Source organism: Streptosporangium nanhuense (assembly GCF_059358815.1).
The window spans coordinates 61,002-81,000 of sequence record NZ_JCADBG010000018.1; the positions used below are offsets into that span (position 1 = coordinate 61,002).

A 19,999-nucleotide genomic window follows, 5' to 3' on the forward strand; every position below is an offset into this window, starting at 1 on the left:
ACCGAGGGGTCGTGGGGCACGTCCCAGCCCGGTCGTCGGCGGGGAGCTCGTCGCACGAGACAAGCCGCCGTCCGCTCATACGCGCTTGCCAGACGGGACCTCGTCGTTTCCGAGGCCCTGTGACCGATGTCGGCTCGTACGGCGACCACAGCGGACTTGACCTTGTCGCAAGGGCAGGGGTTCTACTGTTCGCCATGTTGCTGATAAGCGAGATCGCCAAGCTCGCGGGTGTGACTCCGCGGACCGTACGTCACTATCACCGGATCGGGCTGCTCGCCGAGCCGGAGCGTACCGCCGGCGGTTATCGAAGTTACGGCATGAGCGCGTTGAGCCGCCTGCTGCAGATCCGCAAGCTCACCGCACTCGGCATGGGACTCGGCGAGGTCGCCGACGCCCTGACGGACACGGGTGGGGTGGACGTGAGGGAGATACTGACCGAGCTGGACGCGGAGCTGGCCGAAGGGGAGTCGGAGATTCAGCGCCGCCGTGCCGTGATAGCGCGCCTCCTCGAACACGGCGACGATCCGACGCTGTCCCCCGAGCTCGCCGCGGCCGTCCGTGGCCTCGATCTGCCCCAGGACGAGATCGGCATCCTCCGGGCGGCGGAGGTGGCACTGCCCGAACTCGTGGACTCCTATCTCACCGGTGTCGGGCAGGACTCGCCGTGGCAGGGGTGGGACATGAAGCTGGCCGCGCTGGCGGACGCCGACGCGAACGACCCTCTCGTCGAGGAGATCGCGGGTGAGCTCTACGCGATGCTGCCGGGCCTGCTGCCCACGGACATGCCCGCCGAGCTCACCGCGGACCAGACGGCCGCCGTCGCCGGCACGGCACGGTTCGGGCAGATGATGCTGACCGATATGAGCCCTGGCCAGCGGCGGGCTCTGGAACTCCTCGTCGAGTACGGGCGACGAGAGCCGGAGAAATGGGGACAGTGACCTCTTTTGCGACGGACCGGACCCGCTCGTGAACACCCCGCGATCGGTGGACGTGCTCACTCACCGGAGGCGGCCGCATGGAGATCGGCGAGACCCAGCTTCTCCCGTCAGGTGATGCCGACGATGGGCAGGCGCAGGGCTCCGGGGGCGGCGGACGGGACGGCGGGGTTCCGGGGGGCGACGGGCGACAGGCGGGCGTACGGGGAGCCCTGGGCGGGGCGGGTGTCCGGTTCTCCCCGGTTGGGCCACAGCGCCATCGCGCGTTCGGCCTGGGCGGTGATGGTGAGGGAGGGGTTGACGCCCGGGTTGGCGGAGACCGCCGAGCCGTCGACGACGTGCAGGCCCTCGTAGCCGTGGACGCGGTGGTAGGGGTCGATCACCCCGGTGTCGCGCCCGGCGCCGATGGCGCAGCCGCCCAGGAAGTGGGCGGTGGCCGGGATGTCGAACAGGTCGAGCCAGGAGCCCGCGGGGACGCCGCCGACCTCCTCGGCCGCGTGCCTGACGAACTCGTGACCGGCGGGCAGCCAGGTGGGGTTGGGCTCGCCGTGGCCCCGCTCCGAGCGCAGTCTCCGGCCGAACAGCCCCCTGCGCGCGGACAGGGTGATCGAGTTGTCCTTGGCCTGCATGACCAGCGCGATGATGCCGCGCTCGGACCACCGGCGGTGGTTGAGCAGCCTCGCCGCCCGGTGCGGCGCGCGCAGGGCCTCGCCGAGGAACCTCAGCCAGCGCGGGGCGCCGCCGCCGTCGACGAGCAGGGTGCGGAGCATGCCCATCGCGTTGGAACCGTCCCCGTAGCGGACCGGCTCGATGTGCGTGTGGGCGTCGGGGTGGATCGAGGAGGTGATCGCCACCCCCCGGTTGAGCTTCTCCCCCTCCACCGAGAGGCGCTCGAACCCGAGCAGCGCCTCGGAGTTGGTCCTGGTGAGGGTGCCCAGGCGGTCGGAGAGCCGGGGCAGCGCACCCGAGGCCTTGAGCCGGTGCAGCAGGCGCTGGGTGCCGTACGTCCCCGCCGCGAAGATCACGTGCTCGGCGGTGAGCGCGCGGCGGCGCCAGGGAGCGCCCGTGCCGCGCGTCTCGACGCGGTAGCCGCCGTCCACCGGGACGACCGAGGTGACCGTGGTCTCGGGGAGGACCGTAGCCCCGGCCCGCTCCGCCAGGTGGAGGTAGTTCTTGACCAGCGTGTTCTTGGCCCCGTGGCGGCAGCCCGTCATGCACTCGCCGCACTCGGTGCAGCCGCTGCGGCGCGGCCCCGCGCCGCCGAAGTAGGGGTCGTCCACCTCCACGCCCGGGGCGCCGAAGAAGACGCCGACCGGCGCCAGGTGGAAGGTGTCGCCCACGCCCATCCGCTCGGCGACCGCGCGCACCACCTCGTCGGCCGGGGTGACCGTCGGGTTGGGCGTCACGCCCAGCATGCGCGAGGCCTGGTCGTAGTACGGGGCCAGCTCGGCCTTCCAGTCGGTGATGGACGACCACTGGGCGTCCCGGAAGAACGCGTCCGGCGGCTCGTAGAGGGTGTTGGCGTAGACCAGGGAGCCCCCGCCGACCCCGGCGCCCGCCAGGACCATGACGCCGGTGCCCTTCTCGCCCCTAAGCACGTGGATGCGCTGGATGCCCTTCAGGCCCAGTGCCGGGGCCCACAGGAAGTCGCGGACCCGCCAGGAGGTCCTGGGGAGCGTGGCCTCGTCGAAGCGGCGCCCGGCCTCCAGCACGGCGACCCGGTAGCCCTTCTCCGCCAGCCGCAGCGCCGAGACGCTCCCGCCGAACCCCGATCCGATCACCAGCACGTCGTGGTCGAACACACCGCTCCCTTCGAACACGCCCCCGGGGCCCCTCACTTGAGGTGGAGCGTCTTCATGGCCTTGAAGGCGGTCGCGAGGGTGTCGGCGTACTTCTCGTACGCCATGCCGAGGATCGGCTCGAAGCCCAGCCAGGACGCCTGGCTGGAGACGGTCTGTCCCTCGGTGTACTTCAGCAGCCCCTCGCTCCCGTGGCGCCGGCCGAGGCCCGAGGACTTCATGCCGCCCATGGGCGCGTCGTAGGAGGCGTAGGCGGAGCCGTACCCCTCGTTGATGTTGACCGAGCCCGCCCTGATCCGGGAGGCCAGGGCCCGCCCGCGCGGCACGTCGCGGGTCCAGACGGAGGCGTTGAGGCCGTACGCGGTGTCGTTGGCCCTCTCGACCGCCTCGTCGTCGTCGCCGAAGCGGTAGATCGCGACGACGGGGCCGAAGGTCTCGGCCCGGCACAGGTCCATGGTCTCGTCGACGTCGGCCAGGACGGTGGGCTCGTAGAACAGCGGGCCGAGGTCGGGGCGCGCCCGCCCCCCGGCGAGGACCCGGGCGCCCTTCGCGACGGCGTCGTCCACGTGGGCGCCGACCGCCTCCAGCTGCCGCCGGGAGGAGAGCGAGCCCATCTGCACGTTCCAGTCGAGTCCGGCGCCGAGCCTCATGTTGCCGACCTGCCGCACGAACCGCTCCACGAACGCGTCGTGCACGGAGTCGTGGACGTAGAGCCGCTCGACGGACAGGCACAGCTGCCCGGCGTTGGTGAAGCAGGCGCGCAGCGCGCCCTGGGTCGCCGCGTCCAGGTCGGCGTCGTCGAGCACGAGCATCGGGTTCTTGCCGCCGAGCTCCAGCGAGCAGCCGATCAGCCGCCTGGCCGCCCCCTCGGCGATCTTCCGGCCGCCCCGGGTGGAGCCGGTGAACGCCACGTAGTCGGCGCCGTCGAGCAGCGCCTCGCCCACCTCCTCGGGGTCGCCGAGGACGACCTGCCAGATCTCCCTGGGCATGCCGAGCGAGACCAGCAGGTCGATCGTCCACAGCGTGGACAGCGCGGTCTGGGTGTCGGGCTTGTGGACCACGGCGTTCCCGGCGAGCAGCGCGGGGACGGCGTCGGTGACGCCGAGCGAGAGCGGGTAGTTCCACGGTGAGATCAGGGCCACCGTCCCCCGGGGCTGGCGCGTCTCGACCGTCCTGGTGGCGACGGGCAGGATCCCGGCGCGCCTCCTCGGCTCCAGCAGGCCCGGGGCCCGGCGCGCGTGGTACAGGGTGCAGCCCGCGACGTCGAGGACCTCCTCGAAGGCGTGCCTGCGGGCCTTGCCGGTCTCCCACTGGACCACGTCGAGGATCTCCTCGCGGCGGTCGAGGATGGCGTCGTGCAGGCGCATGAAGGGCTCGGCGCGCTCCCGCGCGGGCCTGGCCGCCCACGCCCGCTGTGCCTCCCGCGCCGCGGCGTGGGCGGAACGGACGTCGTCGGCGCTGGAGACGGGCATCTCGGCGAGGACCTCGCCGGTGAACGGCGCCGTGATCTCCCGCGTCTTACCGTCGGAGGTCACGTGCCGCACGACGCGTTCGATCATGCGGGGAGCGAGGATCCGTGTCATCTCGGCCCGTGTCATTTCAGGGGGAACGGCCATGTTCGCAGCGTAATCGTGGGAGGCGTGCCATGGCTACCGGCGGGTAGCGAGGTGTTGAACCACTTGTCCTCCCGATCCGTCGTAGGGGCATGAGGACATCGATCCGTACGGCCGGCGCGGTCACCCTCGCCGCCGCGCTGCTCGCCACGGCGTGCACTTCGACGGGGACGTCGCCGGAGACGGGGACCGCTGGAGGCCGTACGACGGCGCCGGTCGATCTGGGGAACGTCAAGCTGGTCTCCTACAGCGACTGCGACGACATGCTGGCCGGTCTGCGCGCGGCGACGGCGAAGAGCGTCGGCCCCTGGGGCATCGGCGGCCCCGTGGTCATGTACGCGGAGACGGCGTCGCGCGCAGACGCCTCCGCCAAGAGCGCGTCCGGCGCGCCCGAGCACTCCACCACGAACACGCACGAGGCCGGGGTCGACGAGCCCGACCTGGTGAAGACCGACGGCGACCGGGTGATCACCGTGAACCGCGGCGTGCTGCGGGTGGTGGACACCGCGACCAGGAAGGTCACCGGCACGCTGAAGCTCGTGAACCCCGAGCAGGCGTGGGCCCCGGCCGACCTGCTGCTCAGCGGCGACCGGGCCCTGGTGCTGTTCTCCGGCGGCGGGATCATCCCCTACGGCGCGACGGCCAAGCGCGCGGCGAGCCCGGGACCGCGCTACGTCCTCGTCGACCTGTCGGAGAAGCCGAAGGTGATCGGCTCGCTCACCCCCGAGGGCGCCCACGTGGACGCCAGGATGGTCGGCTCGACCGTGCGGATCGTGGTCCGCAGCCAGCCGCGGCTCGAGTTCCCCGACACCGGGACCCAGGGACTGTCGGACGACGAGCGCACCCGGCGCAACGCGAAGATCGTCGCCAAGGCGCCGATCGAGGCCTGGCTGCCGAAGTACGAGCTCACGACCGCGGACGGCGCGTCCTCGGACCGCAAGGTCGACTGCGGGCAGGTCAGCCACCCCGCGCAGTACAGCGGGACGTCGATGCTGACCGTGCACAGCCTCGACCTGTCACAGGCGCTCGCCGAGACGGCCCCGATCGGCGTCGCGGCCGACGGCGACATCGTCTACGGGACGGGCACCAGCCTGTACGTGGCCAGCAACCCGCGCTGGTGGTGGCCCCGGCCGATCGACCCGGTGATCGTCGAGGACACCCCGGCGACACCCGCTCCCACCCTCACCGCCACCACCACTCCCACTCCGGTGACGCCCTCGCCGTCCGGGTCCGCGACCGTCACGCCCGTCCCCGGGACCTCGACGCCCACCCCCGCGGCCACCCCGGCGTCCGTCTCGGCGGCCGACCCGGCCCCGAGCCTGCTCCCCGAGCCGCCCTCCTCACCGGTCCCGGACCCCACCACGACGACCGGCACCCCCGCCCCGACCTCCCCGACAGACACCCCCCTCCCTATCGGGACCGTCTCGCCGAGCGACACGACCTCACCGGCCCCGACGGCCGAGACGACGCCGACGGCCGAGGTGACCCCTGAGCCGCCGCCGGAGGAGACCGAGGTGCACCGGTTCGACATCACCGCGGCCGGGGCACCCCGCTACGTCGCCTCGGGCAAGGTCTCCGGCAGGCTGCTCAACCAGTACTCCCTGTCGGAGCACGAGGGGCACCTGCGGGTCGCCACCACCTCCACCGGCACGCGGGACACCTCGACCGGCTCCCCGACCGCCGCGCCGGACACCTCCAGCGCCGTCTACGTGCTCGACGCCGACACCCTGGTCAAGATCGGCGAGGTCGGCGGACTCGGACAGGGCGAGCGGATCTACTCGGTCCGCTTCATCGGCCCCGTCGGCTACGTGGTGACGTTCAGGCAGGTGGACCCGCTCTACACGCTCGACCTGCGTGACCCCGCGGCCCCGAGGAAGACGGGCGAGCTGAAGATCACCGGCTACTCGGCGTACCTGCACCCGGCGGGCGACGGGCGGCTGATCGGCGTGGGCCAGGAGGCGAGCGAGCAGGGCCGCACGCTCGGCACCCAGGTGTCCCTGTTCGACGTCGGCGACCCGGCCGCCCCCCGCCGCCTGTCGCAGATGTTCCAGAAGGACTCGGGCTCCGAGGCCGAGTGGGACCCGCACGCCTTCCTGTACTGGCCCAGTACGGGGATGGCGGTCCTCCCGCTGAGCTCGTGGACGGGCACCGAGCAGACCAACGGGACCGCCCTGGTCCTCAAGATCGACGACTCCGCGGTCACCAGGACCGGAACGGTCGTCCACCCCGCGCCCAAGTCGTCGGACAACGGCCGCAGGGCCTGGTACGACCCGGGCATCCGCCGCTCGGTCGTGGTCGGCGACAGCCTGTGGACGGTCTCCGACCTCGGCCTGAAGGTCAGCGACATGAAGGACCTGGCCGACCAGGCCTGGATCCCCTTCTCCTGACCTTCCGGGACTCCCCGCCGAAAGCCCCGGCCAGGCTCGTCCCGAACTCCCGACCCGCCCTGACCTGGACCGGCTCCCCGGCCCGCGCCCCCGGCCCGACCGCCGGGGGCGCACTCGTTCACGCACCCCCGGACGCCCCATAACACCGACATATGCACCTTTACAAGATCTTGTCATGACACTTGAATCGGTGTTACCTCTTGCGCAACGCACGTGATCCGCGTGTGGCGTGGCCGGCGACGGCCATCTTTCGCAGGAGGACCGGTGCCGACCAAACCCTGGTCACGCGTTACCGTCATCGCCGCCGCCACAGCGGCGCTCGTCATACCCCTGCCGGGGATCGCCCAGGGCGAACCCGGCGGGCAACCCCCCAAGGCCCACGACTTCCAGGCGGAACACGGCGCCAAGCCCGACCTGGACAACCGGCGCGGCAGCGTCGCGCCCCCCGCCTCGCTCTCCAGGTCGGCGGCGGCGAGCGCCGCGACGATCCGGTGGAACGCTCTCGGCACCCCGGCCGTCGTCACCGGCTCCGCCCCCCTCGCCGAGGGCCTGGACGCCGACCCCGAGCGGGCCGCACGGGCCTACCTCAAGGCGAACGAGAGCCTCTTCGGCCTCTCCGGCGAGGCCGTGGACGCGCTGGAGAAGATCGCCGCCAACCCCATCGGGGACGGGTACGCCGTACTCCTGCGGCAGAGGTTCGGCGGCCTGCCCGCGGGCGTGGACGGCCAGGTCGTGGTCGGCGTGAAGGGCGGCAAGGTCCTCCACGTCACCTCGACCCTCTCGCGCTCCTCCGAGGCGCCTCCCGCCGCCAGGCTCACCGAGCGGCAGGCGCTGGAGATCGCGGCCAGGGACGGCGGGATCGACCTGGCCACGGCCACCGTCAAGAAGGCCACCGCCACGGCGGTGCCCGCGCCCGACGGGACGCACAACGCGTTCCAGGTCACCCTGATCGGCGGCGGCGAGGGCGAGCCCGCCGCGTACACGACGCACGTGGACGCGGTCAGCGGCGAGATCCTGACCCGCGAGAACCTGGTCGACCACCACAGCGCGCCGGACGACCCCCGCTGGGAGGCGTTCCCGGCCAATCCCCCGGCCGACTACTCCTCCACCGACACCCGCGCGACGTGGTGCGCCAAGGCCGGTCCCGGCTGCGACGTGGTCGGCGCCGACCCGGCCACCGGCAAGCCGTGGGACGTCGACCACGCCACGGACACCCCGACGAACACGAGCGTCGGCAACGCCGCCAGGACCGTGGAGAACCGCGCCAGCGGCGACGCGTTCTCCGTCGGCACCCGCAGCAACGTGGCCACGCCGAACCGCGAGTACGCCTACCCGTGGACCAACAAGTGGTACACGGCCAAGTGCGACCCGGCCTCCCTGGACCAGCCGGGCGAGGCCGACCTCGAAGCCGCCATCTCCAACCTGCACGTCATGCACAACCGCATGCACGACTGGTCCTACCGGCTCGGCTTCACCGAGACCGCCTGGAACATGCAGAACGACAACGGCGAGCGCGGCGGCCTCGGCGGCGACCCCGAGCAGGGCAACGCCCAGGCGGGCGCCCGGGTGCTCAGCGTGCGCGACAACGCCAACCAGATCACCGGCCCCGACGGGGTCGCGCCCATCACCAACATGTACATGTGGCAGCCGATCGCGGGCTCGTTCTACTCGCCCTGCGTGGACGGCGACTACGACATGTCGGTGATCGGGCACGAGTACACCCACGCGATCTCCGGCCGCATGGTCGGCGGCCCGAACGCCGGGTGGAGCGGCGCCCAGGCCGGGGCCATGAACGAGAGCACCTCCGACCTGTTCGCGATGGAGTACCTCTCCGAGTACGGCTTCCGCCCCGCGGGCGACACCCCGTACGTCACCGGCGGCTACGTCACCGGCGACAAGAAGGCGGGCATCCGCAACTACGACATGTCCAAGTCCCCGCTGAACTACAGCGGCATCGGGTACGACATCGTCGGCCAGCAGGTGCACGCCGACGGTGAGATCTGGTCGGCGACCCAGTACGACGTGCGCAAGGCCTTCGTGCAGAAGTACGGCCAGGGCACCCCGGCCAGGCAGAAGGCGTGCGCCGACGGCGCGACCCCGCTCGCGCAGTGCCCCGGCAACCGCCGCTGGGCGCAGGTCTCCTTCGACGCGCTGCTGCTGATGGCCTCCGGCGCGGTCAGCTACGTCGACCACCGCGACGCGCTGCTCGCGGCCGACGCCATCCGCTTCGGCGGCGCGAACCAGGCCATCATGTGGCGCGCGTTCGCCGAGCACGGCCTCGGCCAGGGCGCGGCGAGCGTCGGGGGCAACGACCCCGACCCGACGCCGAGCTTCGTCGACCCGGCCGGCAAGAACGGGAAGATCCAGCTCAAGCCGCTCCTCGGCGCCAAGGACGCCGCGCTGCGGCTGTACGTCGGCGACTACGAGGCCCGCGTGGTCCCGGTGGCCGACACCGACCCGGCGACCCCGCTCGGCGACACCGTCGAGATGACCCCCGGGATCTACGACTTCGTGGTCGCGGGCAACGGGTTCGGGCACACCCGGGTGAAGTTCGCGGTGCTGCCCGGCGTGAAGCTGCCGCTGCCGCTCGCGCTGCCGGAGAACCTCGCCTCGGCGGCACTGGGCGCCACCGCGACCGGTGACGGCGCCAACCAGGCCAAGCTGATCGACGAGACGGAGGCGACGAACTGGGCCTCCCTCACCGGGCCGGTCAAGGGCAAGTCCGTCACCGTGGACCTGGCCGGGACCAAGCCGGAGAAGATCCGCCGCGTGCAGGTCAGCGCCCTGCTCAGGCCCCCGGCCCCCGCCGACCCGGCCGACCCGGGCAGCCAGAACCGCTTCAGCGCCCTGCGCGCCTTCGAGGTCCTGGCATGTGACGCCTCGAAGAAGGACTGCTCCTCCCCCGCGTCCTTCTCGGTCGTCTACACCAGCCCGGCCGACGCCTTCGACACGCGCAGGCCGCGTCCTCGCGGCGCCGACCTGATCGTCGAGTCCTTCAAGATCCCCACGACCACCGCGACCCACCTGACCCTGCGGGCCGTCTCCACCCAGTGCACCGGCAACCCGGTCTACGCCGGCGAGCAGGACGCCGACCCCAACTCCGCCACCGACTGCGCCACCGCCAGCCCCGCCAGGGACCACCTGCGCGCGGCCGAGTTCCAGGCCTTCACCCGCTAGCCCCTCCGAAACGTCCTGCCGGTCCCTCCCGAGGGGCCGGCAGGCCCTCCGGGGTACCGTCAGTCCCTCCGGAGGAGTCCCCGGGCCCCGAGTCTCTCGGGGCCCGGGGACTTTCCGTTTTTCAAGGGCTACACCGGGTTCGTCTCGGGACTGGCCACCGGCACGATCTCCGGGGCGCCGAGGCGGATGGCGTCGGCCTCCTGGTCGGTGTCCTGCTCCTGGGAGAGCCGCTCGGACTCCACGCGCTTGGTGTAGTACTCCACCTCGCGCTTGACCTGCTCGGCGTCCCAGCCCAGCGGCTCGGCGAGCAGCTGGGCCGTCTCCTCGACCACGCCCAGGCCACGGTGGAAGGTCTCGATCGAGATGTGCGTACGCCGGGTCAGCACGTCGTTCACGTGCCGGGCGCCCTCGTGGGTCGCCGCGTAGACCACCTCGGCCCGGAGGTAGTCGTCGGCCCCCGTCAGCGGCTTGGCCAGCGACGGGTCCCGCTCGATCAGCGCCAGCACCTCGTCGATCATCGACCCGTACCGCTGGAGCAGGTGCTCGATCCTGGCCACGTGCAGCCCGGAGGACTGGGCCAGCCGCTGCCGGGAGTTCCACATCGCCTGGTAGCCCTCGGCCCCGACCAGCGGGACCCGGTCGGTGCAGGAGGGCGGGACCCGCTGGTCCAGGCCGTGCGCCACGGCGTCGACCGCGTCCTTCGCCATAACACGATATGTCGTGTATTTGCCCCCGGCCACCATGACCAGCCCCGGAACCGGATGGGCCACCACGTGCTCGCGGGAGAGCTTGGACGTCTCCTCCGACTCCCCCGACAGCAGCGGGCGCAGCCCGGCGTAGACGCCCTCGACGTCCTCGCGGGTGAGCGGGACCGAGAGCACCTCGTTCACGTGGTCGAGGACGTAGTCGATGTCCGACCGCGACGCCGCCGGATGGGCCCGGTCCAGCTTCCACGCGGTGTCGGTGGTGCCGATGATCCAGTGACGGCCCCAGGGGATGACGAAGAGCACCGACTTCTCGGTGCGCAGGATGATCCCGGTGAGCGAGTGGATCCGGTCGCGCGGCACCACCAGGTGGATCCCCTTGGAGGCGCGCACGTGGATCTGCCCGCGCCCGCCGACCATCTCCTGGACGTCGTCCGTCCACACCCCGGTGGCGTTGACCACCTGGCGGGCCCGCACGTCGAGCTCCCTGCCGCCCTCCAGGTCGCGCACCCGGACCCCGGTGACCCGCTCCCCCTCGCGCAGGAAACCCACCACCTGGGCCCGCGAGGCGACGTTGGCCCCGTACATGGCCGCCGTCCGCAGGGTGGTCATCACGTGGCGGGCGTCGTCGACCTGGGCGTCCCAGTACTGCACCGCGCCGGAGAAGGCCGTCTTGCGCAGCGCGGGCGCGAGCCGCAGCGCCCTCTTGCGCGACAGGTGCCGGTGGCCGGGCACTCCCCGGGCGAGGCCGGTGGAGAAGCCCATCGTGTCGTACAGCACCAGTCCCGCGCCGACGTAGGGCCGCTCCCAGCCGTAGTGCGTCAGCGGGAACAGGAAGGGCACCGGCCGCACCAGGTGCGGGGCGATCCGCTGCAGCAGCAGGGCCCGCTCCTGGAGCGCCTCCCTGACCAGATCGAAGTTGAGCTGTTCCAGATAGCGCAGGCCGCCGTGGATCAGTTTGGACGACCTGGAGGAGGTCCCCGAGGCGAAGTCACGCGCCTCCAGCAGCCCGACCGACAAGCCTCGGGTCGCCGCGTCCAGCGCGACTCCCGCTCCGACGACCCCGCCTCCGATCACCACCACGTCGAGTTCCTCGGCGCCCATCTGCGCCAGTGCGGCGGACCGCTCGGCAGGACCGAGCCGTCCGGTGCCCATTCGCGCCGTCATTGTGCAACCCCCTGGGGTGCGGCTTGTCGCCTTACGTGAGGTATCTACCCATCTACCCTAGGCACCATTACCGACCGGTAGGAAACGGCGGTGGTGATTCACGCCATACCCCTGTGAACAGCGGGAAGACAACGAGAGGCCAAAGGAGGGGCAATACCCGGAAACCTCCCACCGGGAGTGCCGGGAGCCGGTTCTCCCGGGGACCAGCGAGGATGGGGAGCATGAGCATCACACTCGCCGACGCCCGCGTCGTGACCCCCGAAGGTGTCCACGAAGGCTGGCTCACCATCGAAGACGGCCGCATCACCCACGTGGGCCAGGGCTCGGCCCCCGGCGCCGGGCTCGGTCTCGGCGGCCGGTACGTCGTACCGGGCTTCGTCGACATCCACAACCACGGCGGGGCGGGTGGCTCCTTCCCCACCGGCGACCCGGACCAGGCGAGCCGGGCCGTCGACCTGCACGCCCGCCACGGCACCACCACGCTCATGGCCAGCCTGGTCACCGCCTCCCCGGACGACCTGGCCCGGGCCGCCGCCTCCCTCGCCGACCTGTGCGAGGACGGCCTGCTGGCCGGGATCCACTTCGAGGGCCCCTACATCTCCTCCGCCCGGTGCGGGGCGCACAACCCGGCGCTGCTGCGCGAGCCCTCGCCCGGGGAGCTCTCCGGGCTGCTCAAGGCCGGGCGCGGCCACGTGCGGATGATCACCATCGCCGCCGAGCTGCCCGGCGCGCTGGACACCGTACGGGAGGCGGTGGCAGGCGGCGTGATCGCCGCCCTCGGCCACAGCGACGCCACCTACGAGCAGACGATCTCCGGCATCGAGGCGGGCGGCAGCGTCGCGACCCACCTCTACAACGCGATGCCGCCGCTGCACCACCGCGACCCCGGGCCGATCGCCGCGCTGCTCCAGGACGAGCGCGTCACGGTCGAGTTGATCAACGACGGCGTGCACCTGCATCCGGCGATGACGCGCCTGGCCTTCGAGGTCGCGGGTCCCGGCAGGACCGCGCTGATCACCGACGCCATGGCGGCGGCGGGCATGGGCGACGGCGTCTACGGGCTCGGCCCGATGACCGTGAACGTCGTGGACGGAGTGGCCCGGCTGGCCGAGGGCGGCAGCATCGCGGGCAGCACCCTGACCATGGACGTCGCGTTCCGGCGCGCCGTGCGCGAGGTGGGCCTGTCGCTGGCCGAGGCCTCCGAGATCGCCTCCCTGACCCCCGCGCGGGTCCTCGGTCTCGCCGACCACCTGGGATCCGTCGCCGTCGGCAAGCGGGCCGACCTGGTGGTGCTCACCGACGACCTGGAGGTCTCCGGCGTCATGCGCGGCGGCACCTGGATCACCGAGCCCCGCTGAACCCCTGGATCCGGGAGGGTCAGGACCAGTCCCAGCGGATGCCGACCAGGCCGGGTTCCAGCGACCCGGCCACCAGGTGCACCGCGTTGTGGGCGTTGAGGGAGAGCTCGCCGAGGTCCTCGGCGCCGGTGCCGTGCCGGGCGAACCGCTGGACGCGCACCGGGAGGGCTTGCGGCGCGAAGTTCACCCGGAGCACGTACTGCCCGGCCGGGTGCCGGAAGCCCCGCTCGTACTCGACGGTCTCCACGCCGCTCGGATCGGCCAGCTCGTAGCGGATGATCTGCGTCTCGCCGGGCCGCAGCACCTGGTCGAACAGCAGTTCCGCCACGACCAGGGCGGTCGGCCCGTCGCGGCGGACCCGGCCGACCCGGCAGTCCTCCAGGGCCCGGACGCGCACGCGCTCCACGTCGCACCCCAGGTCGCCCCGGTAGACCATGATGTAGCGGTCGGTGGCCTCCTCGTGGGCCTGAACCACCTGGAGCGTCTCGCGCCGCACGGTGCTGCGGTCAGGGCCGATCTGCAGCGTCTCGTACATCCCGGCGATGTGCAGGCGCCGGTCGTCGGCCACCCCGTCCAGATCGTGGATCATCGCCGACAGCGTCCGGGAGGATCCCATGATCGCGGAGTAGGGCAGGGCGCCCACCGGCAGCTTCCTCGCGTCCCGCCCGCGCGGCCGGGGCGGGCCGAGAAGGGCCATGAGAGAGCGCGGCGGCAGGACGAGGATCTCCTCCAGGGCCCGTACGGCGCGCAGCGACTCGGGGCGCTCAGGGCGGCGCAGACCCTGTTGCCAGTAGCTCAGGCTCGTCATCCCGACCCGGAGGCCGCGTTCCCCGAGCTGCTGGCGGAGCCCGCTCAGGGTCAGCCCGCGGGTCTCCACCGCGGCACGTAACGCGACGTGGAACGGCCCTTCCTTGAGGGCGACCCGGAGCTCCCGATCATTTGGCACGTATGAATGCTCACAGATTTCTTCAAGCACGTCATTTCGGTTACCGCCGACGCGGGAGCTCCCGGGGAAGGGGCTCCGGTGAGGCCCTTCCCCGGTAGATCTCAGCTGACCTGCGGGGCGACGACGACCTCGACCCGCTGGAACTCCTTGAGGTCGGAGTATCCGGCGGTGGCCATCGTGCGCTTGAGCGCGCCCATCAGGTTCATCGAGCCGTCGGCCACCGAGGAGGGGCCGTGCAGGATCTGCTCCAGCGTGCCGACCGTGCCGAACTCGACCCGCTTGCCCCTGGGCAGCTCGGGGTGCTGCGCCTCGGAACCCCAGTGGAAGCCCTGGCCGGGGGCCTCGACGGCCCTCGCCAGCGGCGAGCCGACCATGACCGCGTCCGCGCCCACCGCGATCGCCTTGGCGATGTCGCCGGAGGTGCCCATGCCGCCGTCGGCGATGACGTGGACGTAACGGCCGCCGGACTCGTCCATGTAGTCGCGGCGGGCCGCGGCCACGTCGGAGATCGCGGTGGCCATCGGCACCACCACGCCCAGCACCGTGCGGGTGGTGTGCGAGGCGCCGCCGCCGAAGCCGACGAGCACCCCGGCCGCGCCGGTCCGCATCAGGTGCAGCGCCGCGGTGTAGGTGGCGCACCCCCCGACGACCACGGGGACGTCGAGCTCGTAGATGAACTGCTTGAGGTTGAGCGGCTCGGCCCGGCCGGAGACGTGCTCGGCGGAGACCGTGGTGCCGCGGATCACGAAGATGTCCACGCCCGCGTCGATGACGGCCTTGTGGTACTGGACCGTGCGCTGCGGGGACAGCCGGACGGCCGTCGCCACCCCGGCGGCGCGGATCTCCTCGATGCGGCGGCCGATCAGCTCCTCCTTGATCGGCGCGTCGTAGATCTGCTGCAGCCGCTTCGTGGCGGGCTCGCCCTTGAGCTCGGCGACCTCCTCCAGCAGCGGCATCGGGTCGTCGTACCGGGTCCACAGCCCTTCGAGGTCGAGCACGGCGAGACCGCCGAGCCTGCCGACCTCGATGGCGGTCTTCGGCGAGACCACGCTGTCCATCGGGCTCACCACGACGGGCAGCTCGAAGCGGTAGGCGTCGATCTGCCAGGCGATCGAGACCTCCTCCGGGTCGCGGGTGCGACGGGACGGAACGATGCCGATCTCGTCGAGCGCGTAGGCACGACGGCCGTTCTTGCCGCGGCCGATCTCCACCTGAGTCATATGTCTATCTTTCCCGTTCCGTGCGTGCGTGGGGCACGCCGCGTTCCGGGCGTGCGCCATGCACGCCGCGTTCCATGCGGTACGGCCGTGCGCGCGGCGTCCCGTGCGCGCACGGCGCACGCCACGTTCTCCCGCGTGCCCGGCGCGGGCCCGCCCTAGCGACCGTGGTAGTTGGGAGCCTCGACCGTCATCTGGATGTCGTGCGGGTGGCTCTCCTTGAGGCCCGCCGCCGTGATCGGCATCAGCTCGCACCGCACGTGCATGTCGGCGACCGTACGGCACCCGGAGTACCACATGCCCTGGCGCAGGCCGCCGATGAGCTGGTGGGCCACCGCGGCGACCGGGCCGCGGTAGGGGACCTGCCCCTCGATGCCCTCGGGGATGAACTTGTCCTCGTTGCCGACGTCGCCCTGGGCGTAGCGGTCCTTGCTGAAGGAGGCCCCGCCGCGCTCGCGGTTGCGGACCGCGCCGAGCGAGCCCATGCCCCGGTACGACTTGAACTGCTTGCCGTTGATGAAGATCAGCTCACCCGGGGACTCCTCGCAGCCCGCCAGGAGGGAGCCGAGCATGACCGTGTCGGCCCCGGCCGCGATGGCCTTGACGATGTCTCCCGAGTACTGGAGGCCGCCGTCGCCGATCACCGGGACCCCGGCGGGGCCGGCGGCCAGCGAGGCCTCGTGGATCGCCGTCACCTGCGGGGCGCCGACACCGGCGACCACGCGGGTGGTGCAGATGGAGCCGGGCCCGACCCCGACCTTGACCGCGTCGACCCCGGCGTCGACCAGCATCTGGGCGCCCGCGCGGGTGGCGATGTTGCCGCCGATCACGTCGACCCGGCTGTTGGACTTGATCTTGGCGATCATGTCGGCGAGGCCCTTGGAGTGGCCGTGCGCGACGTCCACCACGATCACGTCGACCCCGGCCTCGATCAGCGCGATCGCCCGCTTCTCCGCGTCGCCGCCGACGCCGACGGCCGCCCCCACGACGAGCCGGCCGTCGGCGTCCTTGGTGGCGAGGGGATACTGCTCGCTCTTGGTGAAGTCCTTGACGGTGATGAGCCCGCGCAGCCGGCCCCCGGCGTCGACCAGCGGGAGCTTCTCGATCTTGTTCTGCTTGAGCAGGGCGAACGCGTCGTCGGTGGAGACCCCGACCGGCGCGGTGACCAGCGGCATCGGGGTCATGACCTCGCGTACCGGACGGTGCTCGTCGGTCTCGAAGCGCATGTCGCGGTTGGTGACGATGCCGACCAGCACGCCGGTCTCGTCGGTCACCGGGACGCCGGAGATCCGGTACGTCGCGCACAGGCGCTCGACGTCGGCCAGCGTCTCGTCGGGGGAGCAGGTGACCGGGTTGGTGACCATCCCGGCCTCGGAGCGCTTGACGAGGTCGGCCTGCTGGGCCTGGTCCTCGATCGACAGGTTGCGGTGCAGGACGCCGATGCCGCCCTGACGCGCCATCGCCACCGCCATGCGGGCCTCGGTCACCGTGTCCATCGCCGCGGAGACCAGCGGGATCCGCAGGGTGATGCCTCGCGAAAGCCGCGTGGTGGTGTCGGCCTGCCCCGGCTGCAGGTCCGAATACGCGGGAACGAGGAGCACGTCGTCGAACGTGAGCCCCGGCTCGGTGAACTTGGCCATCTGCAACCCTCCTGCCGCGGCGCTCTCATGACGGGGAAAGGCGCCGACCCCCGGGTCACAGTTTAGAGTCTGGCGCCAAACCCGGTGGACCCGGGGGAAATCCGGGGCGCAAAGGTCTTCCTGGGGCTTGCCGGGGCACCGGGGCTTGCCGGGCCTCCCGGGCCTTCCCGGGCCTTTCCGGGAAGAGACGGGCCCCGGGGAGCCCGGGGGGAAGACGGGCCCCGGGGAGCCCGGGGGGAAGACGGGCCCCCGAGGGCCCGGGGAAAAGCGGAGGACCGAGCGGTCGGTGACCCGCTCGGTCCTCCGGATCACCGGCATCGGCGCGGAGATGCCGTTACGCCAACCGAACCCCCCTCCGCATCCGGCTGGCTGCGTGATCCGCGCCTTCTGCCGACGCTGCGTCAAGAGTGCGTCACGATGCGTTCGTCCTGCAATGTTCAAACGTGCAATTGCACGAAGCTGCACGCGGCGGCATGCGAGTAGGAGCAACGCCCGGACAGGGATGATTCGCCGGGTTATCCTCGCCAGATCTCGTGTCACGTGCAGGAGTCCCTCGCTGATGAGTACCGACACCCCCACCCTTCCCGACCCGCTGGAGACGCTGGGGCTCACCCCGGCCCAGACGATCATTTACAACGCGGTCCTGCGTCTGCACCGCGCCACCTGCGCCGATCTCGCCCAGGCCACCAACCGCCCGCCCGAGCCGCTCGCCCGCGAGCTGGCCACCCTGGTACGGCTGGGCGTGGTCGACGAGCAGGGGGGCGAGTACCTCGCCCGCCACCCGGCCGCGGCCCTCGGCCACCTGATCGCGGAGAGGCTCGACCGGCTCGCCGCCGAGAGCCGCAGGATCGACACCGTCCTCGGCTCGATCCGCGGCTTCATCCACCAGTACGACGCCGGGCGCGACTACCAGACCGGCCAGTTCTCCGTGGACCTGGTCGGGGGCGCCGACGAGCTGTACGAGAGCGTGATCGGCATGGCGGTCCAGGCCCCGCCGCTGCAGCTGCTCTCCGGCATCCCCGACCGGCGGACGATGAGCGACTTCGCGCACCGCTACGCCGACCAGTGGATCGGGGCCCAGCGCGACGGCCTGCTCTCCTGCCGGGTCGCCATCCCCGTCCACACCCTGGAGATCCCCGGCCTGCGCGACAAGCTGGACCAGTTCGAGCGGGCCGGGGCCGAGGTGCGCACCTTCGACACGCTGCCCAGCTGGTTCCTCGTCGCGGGGGACGACGCCGCGGGCATGCCCGCCCAGTGGGGCGGCGCGCTCGCCGAGAACGCCTACAACTTCCACCTGGTCAGGGCTCCGGTCGTGGTGGCCGCGCTGCGCTCGCTCTTCGAGGAGCTGTGGGCCCGCGGGGCCCGCCTGCCCTGGACCTACCGCGACGACGGGGTGGTCCGGGTGCTGCGGCTGGCCGCCCAGGGGGTGCCCGACGAGATGATCGCCCGCCAGCTGGGCGTCTCGGTCCGCACGGTGCGCGCCAGGTTCGCCGACGCCATGGCCGAGCTGGGGGCGCAGTCCCGTTTCCAGGCCGGCGTGGAGGCCTCCCGGCGCGGCTGGCTCGCCCGGGGCCCCGAGCCGGCTCCGGGCCCCTGACCTGCCCGTGCCGCCCGGAAGCGTCCTACTCGTGCAGTTCGGAACCTGTCTGTCACATCCAGGCCATAAGGTGGGATCGTGCTCGACGATGTCCCTCGCGACCCGTTCGCGGATGACCCCGACGACCCGGCGGCGGCGCTGGGCGATCCCGACGATCCCGAGCCGCTGACGACGGACGAGCGCGACGAGGCCATGACCGACCTCGCCGACGTGGAGGTCTTCCGCTCACTGCTGGAGCCCCAGGGGGTGCTCGGCCTGGTGCTCGACTGCCCCGAGTGCGGGGAGCAGCACTACTTCGACTGGGAGCTGCTGCGCGGCAACCTGCGCCAGATGATCGAGAACGGCCAGCCCCAGGTGCACGAGCCCGCCTACCAGCCCAACCCCACCGACTACGTGAGCTGGGAATACGCCCGTGGTTACGTGGACGGCGTGATCGACACCGAAGAACACCGCTGATCCACGTCGCCGATCAGGGCCGCCAGCAGGGCGACCGCGGCGTCCGAGGTGGGGACGGGCCTCCTGGCGGAGAGCGCCTCCACGAGCTCCTCGGTCTCGGCTACCGCCGGGTCCTCGTCCGGCCCGTATCTCCGAGCCGGACGTCGCGGGTGAACCGTTGTCATGATCGTTCTCGCTCCGGGTCGTCGCGAGCCCCGTCCCGCGGTTCGGGCTTGCGCTCGCGCTCCCTGCTCGACTGCTCCGCGGTCAAGCTATCGACTCCAGCTCCGCCATCGCTCGTAGCCGGGCCAGCGCCCTGTGCTGGGCCACACGAACCGCACCTGGTGACATGCCAAGTACATTACCGGTCTCCTCGGCGGAAAGGCCCGACACCACTCGAAGCATGAGCAGCTCGCGCTGGTTGTCCGGCAGCCTCGACAGCAGCCGGCGGGCGTGTTCGGCCTCGATGTAACGCACCACGGTCTCCTCCGGCCCCGGACCCTCGTCGGGCCCGTCAGGAAGGTCCTGGGTGGGCACGGCGGATCGTACGGAGCTGCGCAGCGCGTCGGCCACCTTGTGAGACGCGATGCCGAAGACGAAGGACGCGAACGGGCGTCCCATGTCACGGTAGCGGGGCAGTGCGGACAGCACCGCTATGCATACTTCCTGGGCCACGTCGTCCGCGATGTGATACTGACCGGAAACCCGGCCCAGACGACCACGGCAATATCGGACGACCATCGGCCGCAGTTGCGCGATCAGAGATTCGATCGCGGTGCGATCCCCCTGAACGGCGAGGCTCGTCAGATCCTTGAGATCGTCCCTGTGGGCGACCCCGTCAGACCTCGTCGCAAGCCTCACCCCATTTTTGGCGTCGGCGACGCATCCCTCGGTCACGTTAGGCATGATGCCCGCCCTGGTAGTGACTGTCGTCATCGCAAACGGCTACGGATTGGTCACATTGAGGCGGAGATAACGGGGCGTAATCGAACGGCGACAACATCGACTACAGAATGTGCAAATA

Annotated in this window: 13 protein-coding genes; 6 read left to right on the forward strand and 7 right to left on the reverse strand. The window is 71.7% G+C overall.

Annotated features, from left to right (window positions below; all coding sequences use genetic code 11):
- The first annotated feature begins 194 nt into the window (after positions 1 to 194).
- On the forward strand, positions 195 to 938 hold the full coding sequence (locus tag AC5L38_RS30220; protein ID WP_495246228.1) for a helix-turn-helix domain-containing protein: 744 nt from the start codon (positions 195 to 197) through the stop codon (positions 936 to 938).
- Between the two features lie 107 nt (positions 939 to 1,045).
- Here AC5L38_RS30220 and AC5L38_RS30225 read toward each other — a convergent pair whose 3' ends face one another.
- A complete protein-coding gene (locus tag AC5L38_RS30225) occupies positions 1,046 to 2,737 on the reverse strand; it encodes an FAD-dependent oxidoreductase (protein ID WP_495246229.1) in 1,692 nt (563 codons plus the stop codon).
- Positions 2,738 to 2,769: 32 nt separating this feature from the next.
- Positions 2,770 to 4,293 carry a succinic semialdehyde dehydrogenase gene (locus tag AC5L38_RS30230; protein WP_495246230.1) on the reverse strand — a complete coding sequence of 508 codons (1,524 nt, stop codon included), beginning with the start codon at positions 4,291 to 4,293 and terminating at the stop codon, positions 2,770 to 2,772.
- A 146-nt stretch (positions 4,294 to 4,439) separates the two neighbouring features.
- On the opposite strand from AC5L38_RS30230, the gene AC5L38_RS30235 reads away from it, so the two are divergent.
- Positions 4,440 to 6,734: a beta-propeller domain-containing protein gene (locus AC5L38_RS30235; protein ID WP_495246231.1), complete on the forward strand. Its 2,295-nt coding sequence runs from the start codon at positions 4,440 to 4,442 to the stop codon at positions 6,732 to 6,734.
- A gap of 264 nt (positions 6,735 to 6,998) precedes the next feature.
- Positions 6,999 to 9,911 carry a M36 family metallopeptidase gene (locus tag AC5L38_RS30240; protein ID WP_495246232.1) on the forward strand — a complete coding sequence of 971 codons (2,913 nt, stop codon included), beginning with the start codon at positions 6,999 to 7,001 and terminating at the stop codon, positions 9,909 to 9,911.
- A gap of 128 nt (positions 9,912 to 10,039) precedes the next feature.
- Here the strand turns inward: AC5L38_RS30240 and AC5L38_RS30245 are convergent, their stop codons facing one another.
- Positions 10,040 to 11,782 (reverse strand): glycerol-3-phosphate dehydrogenase/oxidase, encoded by a 1,743-nt coding sequence (locus AC5L38_RS30245; protein WP_495246233.1) that lies wholly within the window; start codon positions 11,780 to 11,782, stop codon positions 10,040 to 10,042.
- Positions 11,783 to 12,003: 221 nt separating this feature from the next.
- Here AC5L38_RS30245 and nagA point away from each other — a divergent pair, with 221 nt between their 5' ends.
- Positions 12,004 to 13,140: an N-acetylglucosamine-6-phosphate deacetylase gene (gene nagA, locus AC5L38_RS30250; RefSeq protein WP_495246234.1), complete on the forward strand. Its 1,137-nt coding sequence runs from the start codon at positions 12,004 to 12,006 to the stop codon at positions 13,138 to 13,140.
- Positions 13,141 to 13,159: 19 nt separating this feature from the next.
- On the opposite strand, the gene AC5L38_RS30255 is transcribed toward nagA, so the two are convergent.
- The 3 genes from AC5L38_RS30255 to guaB all read right to left on the reverse strand — a co-directional run bounded on the left by AC5L38_RS30255 (position 13,160) and on the right by guaB (position 16,943).
- Complete coding sequence (locus AC5L38_RS30255; protein ID WP_495246235.1) at positions 13,160 to 14,086, reverse strand: hypothetical protein; 927 nt, start codon at positions 14,084 to 14,086, stop codon at positions 13,160 to 13,162.
- 101 nt (positions 14,087 to 14,187) lie between these two features.
- On the reverse strand, positions 14,188 to 15,306 hold the full coding sequence (locus AC5L38_RS30260) for a GuaB3 family IMP dehydrogenase-related protein (RefSeq protein WP_495246236.1): 1,119 nt from the start codon (positions 15,304 to 15,306) through the stop codon (positions 14,188 to 14,190).
- A 155-nt stretch (positions 15,307 to 15,461) separates the two neighbouring features.
- Positions 15,462 to 16,943, reverse strand: a complete 1,482-nt coding sequence (gene guaB / locus AC5L38_RS30265) for an IMP dehydrogenase (RefSeq protein WP_495246237.1) — start codon at positions 16,941 to 16,943, stop codon at positions 15,462 to 15,464.
- Positions 16,944 to 17,502: 559 nt separating this feature from the next.
- On the opposite strand from guaB, the gene AC5L38_RS30270 reads away from it, so the two are divergent.
- Positions 17,503 to 18,540, forward strand: coding sequence for a helix-turn-helix transcriptional regulator (locus AC5L38_RS30270; RefSeq protein WP_495246238.1), 1,038 nt, complete (start codon positions 17,503 to 17,505; stop codon positions 18,538 to 18,540).
- 78 nt (positions 18,541 to 18,618) lie between these two features.
- A complete protein-coding gene (locus tag AC5L38_RS30275) occupies positions 18,619 to 18,996 on the forward strand; it encodes a DUF5319 family protein (RefSeq protein WP_326635634.1) in 378 nt (125 codons plus the stop codon).
- A 246-nt stretch (positions 18,997 to 19,242) separates the two neighbouring features.
- Here the strand turns inward: AC5L38_RS30275 and AC5L38_RS30280 are convergent, their stop codons facing one another.
- A complete protein-coding gene (locus tag AC5L38_RS30280; RefSeq protein WP_329090055.1) occupies positions 19,243 to 19,881 on the reverse strand; it encodes a sigma-70 family RNA polymerase sigma factor in 639 nt (212 codons plus the stop codon).
- Positions 19,882 to 19,999 lie beyond the last annotated feature (118 nt).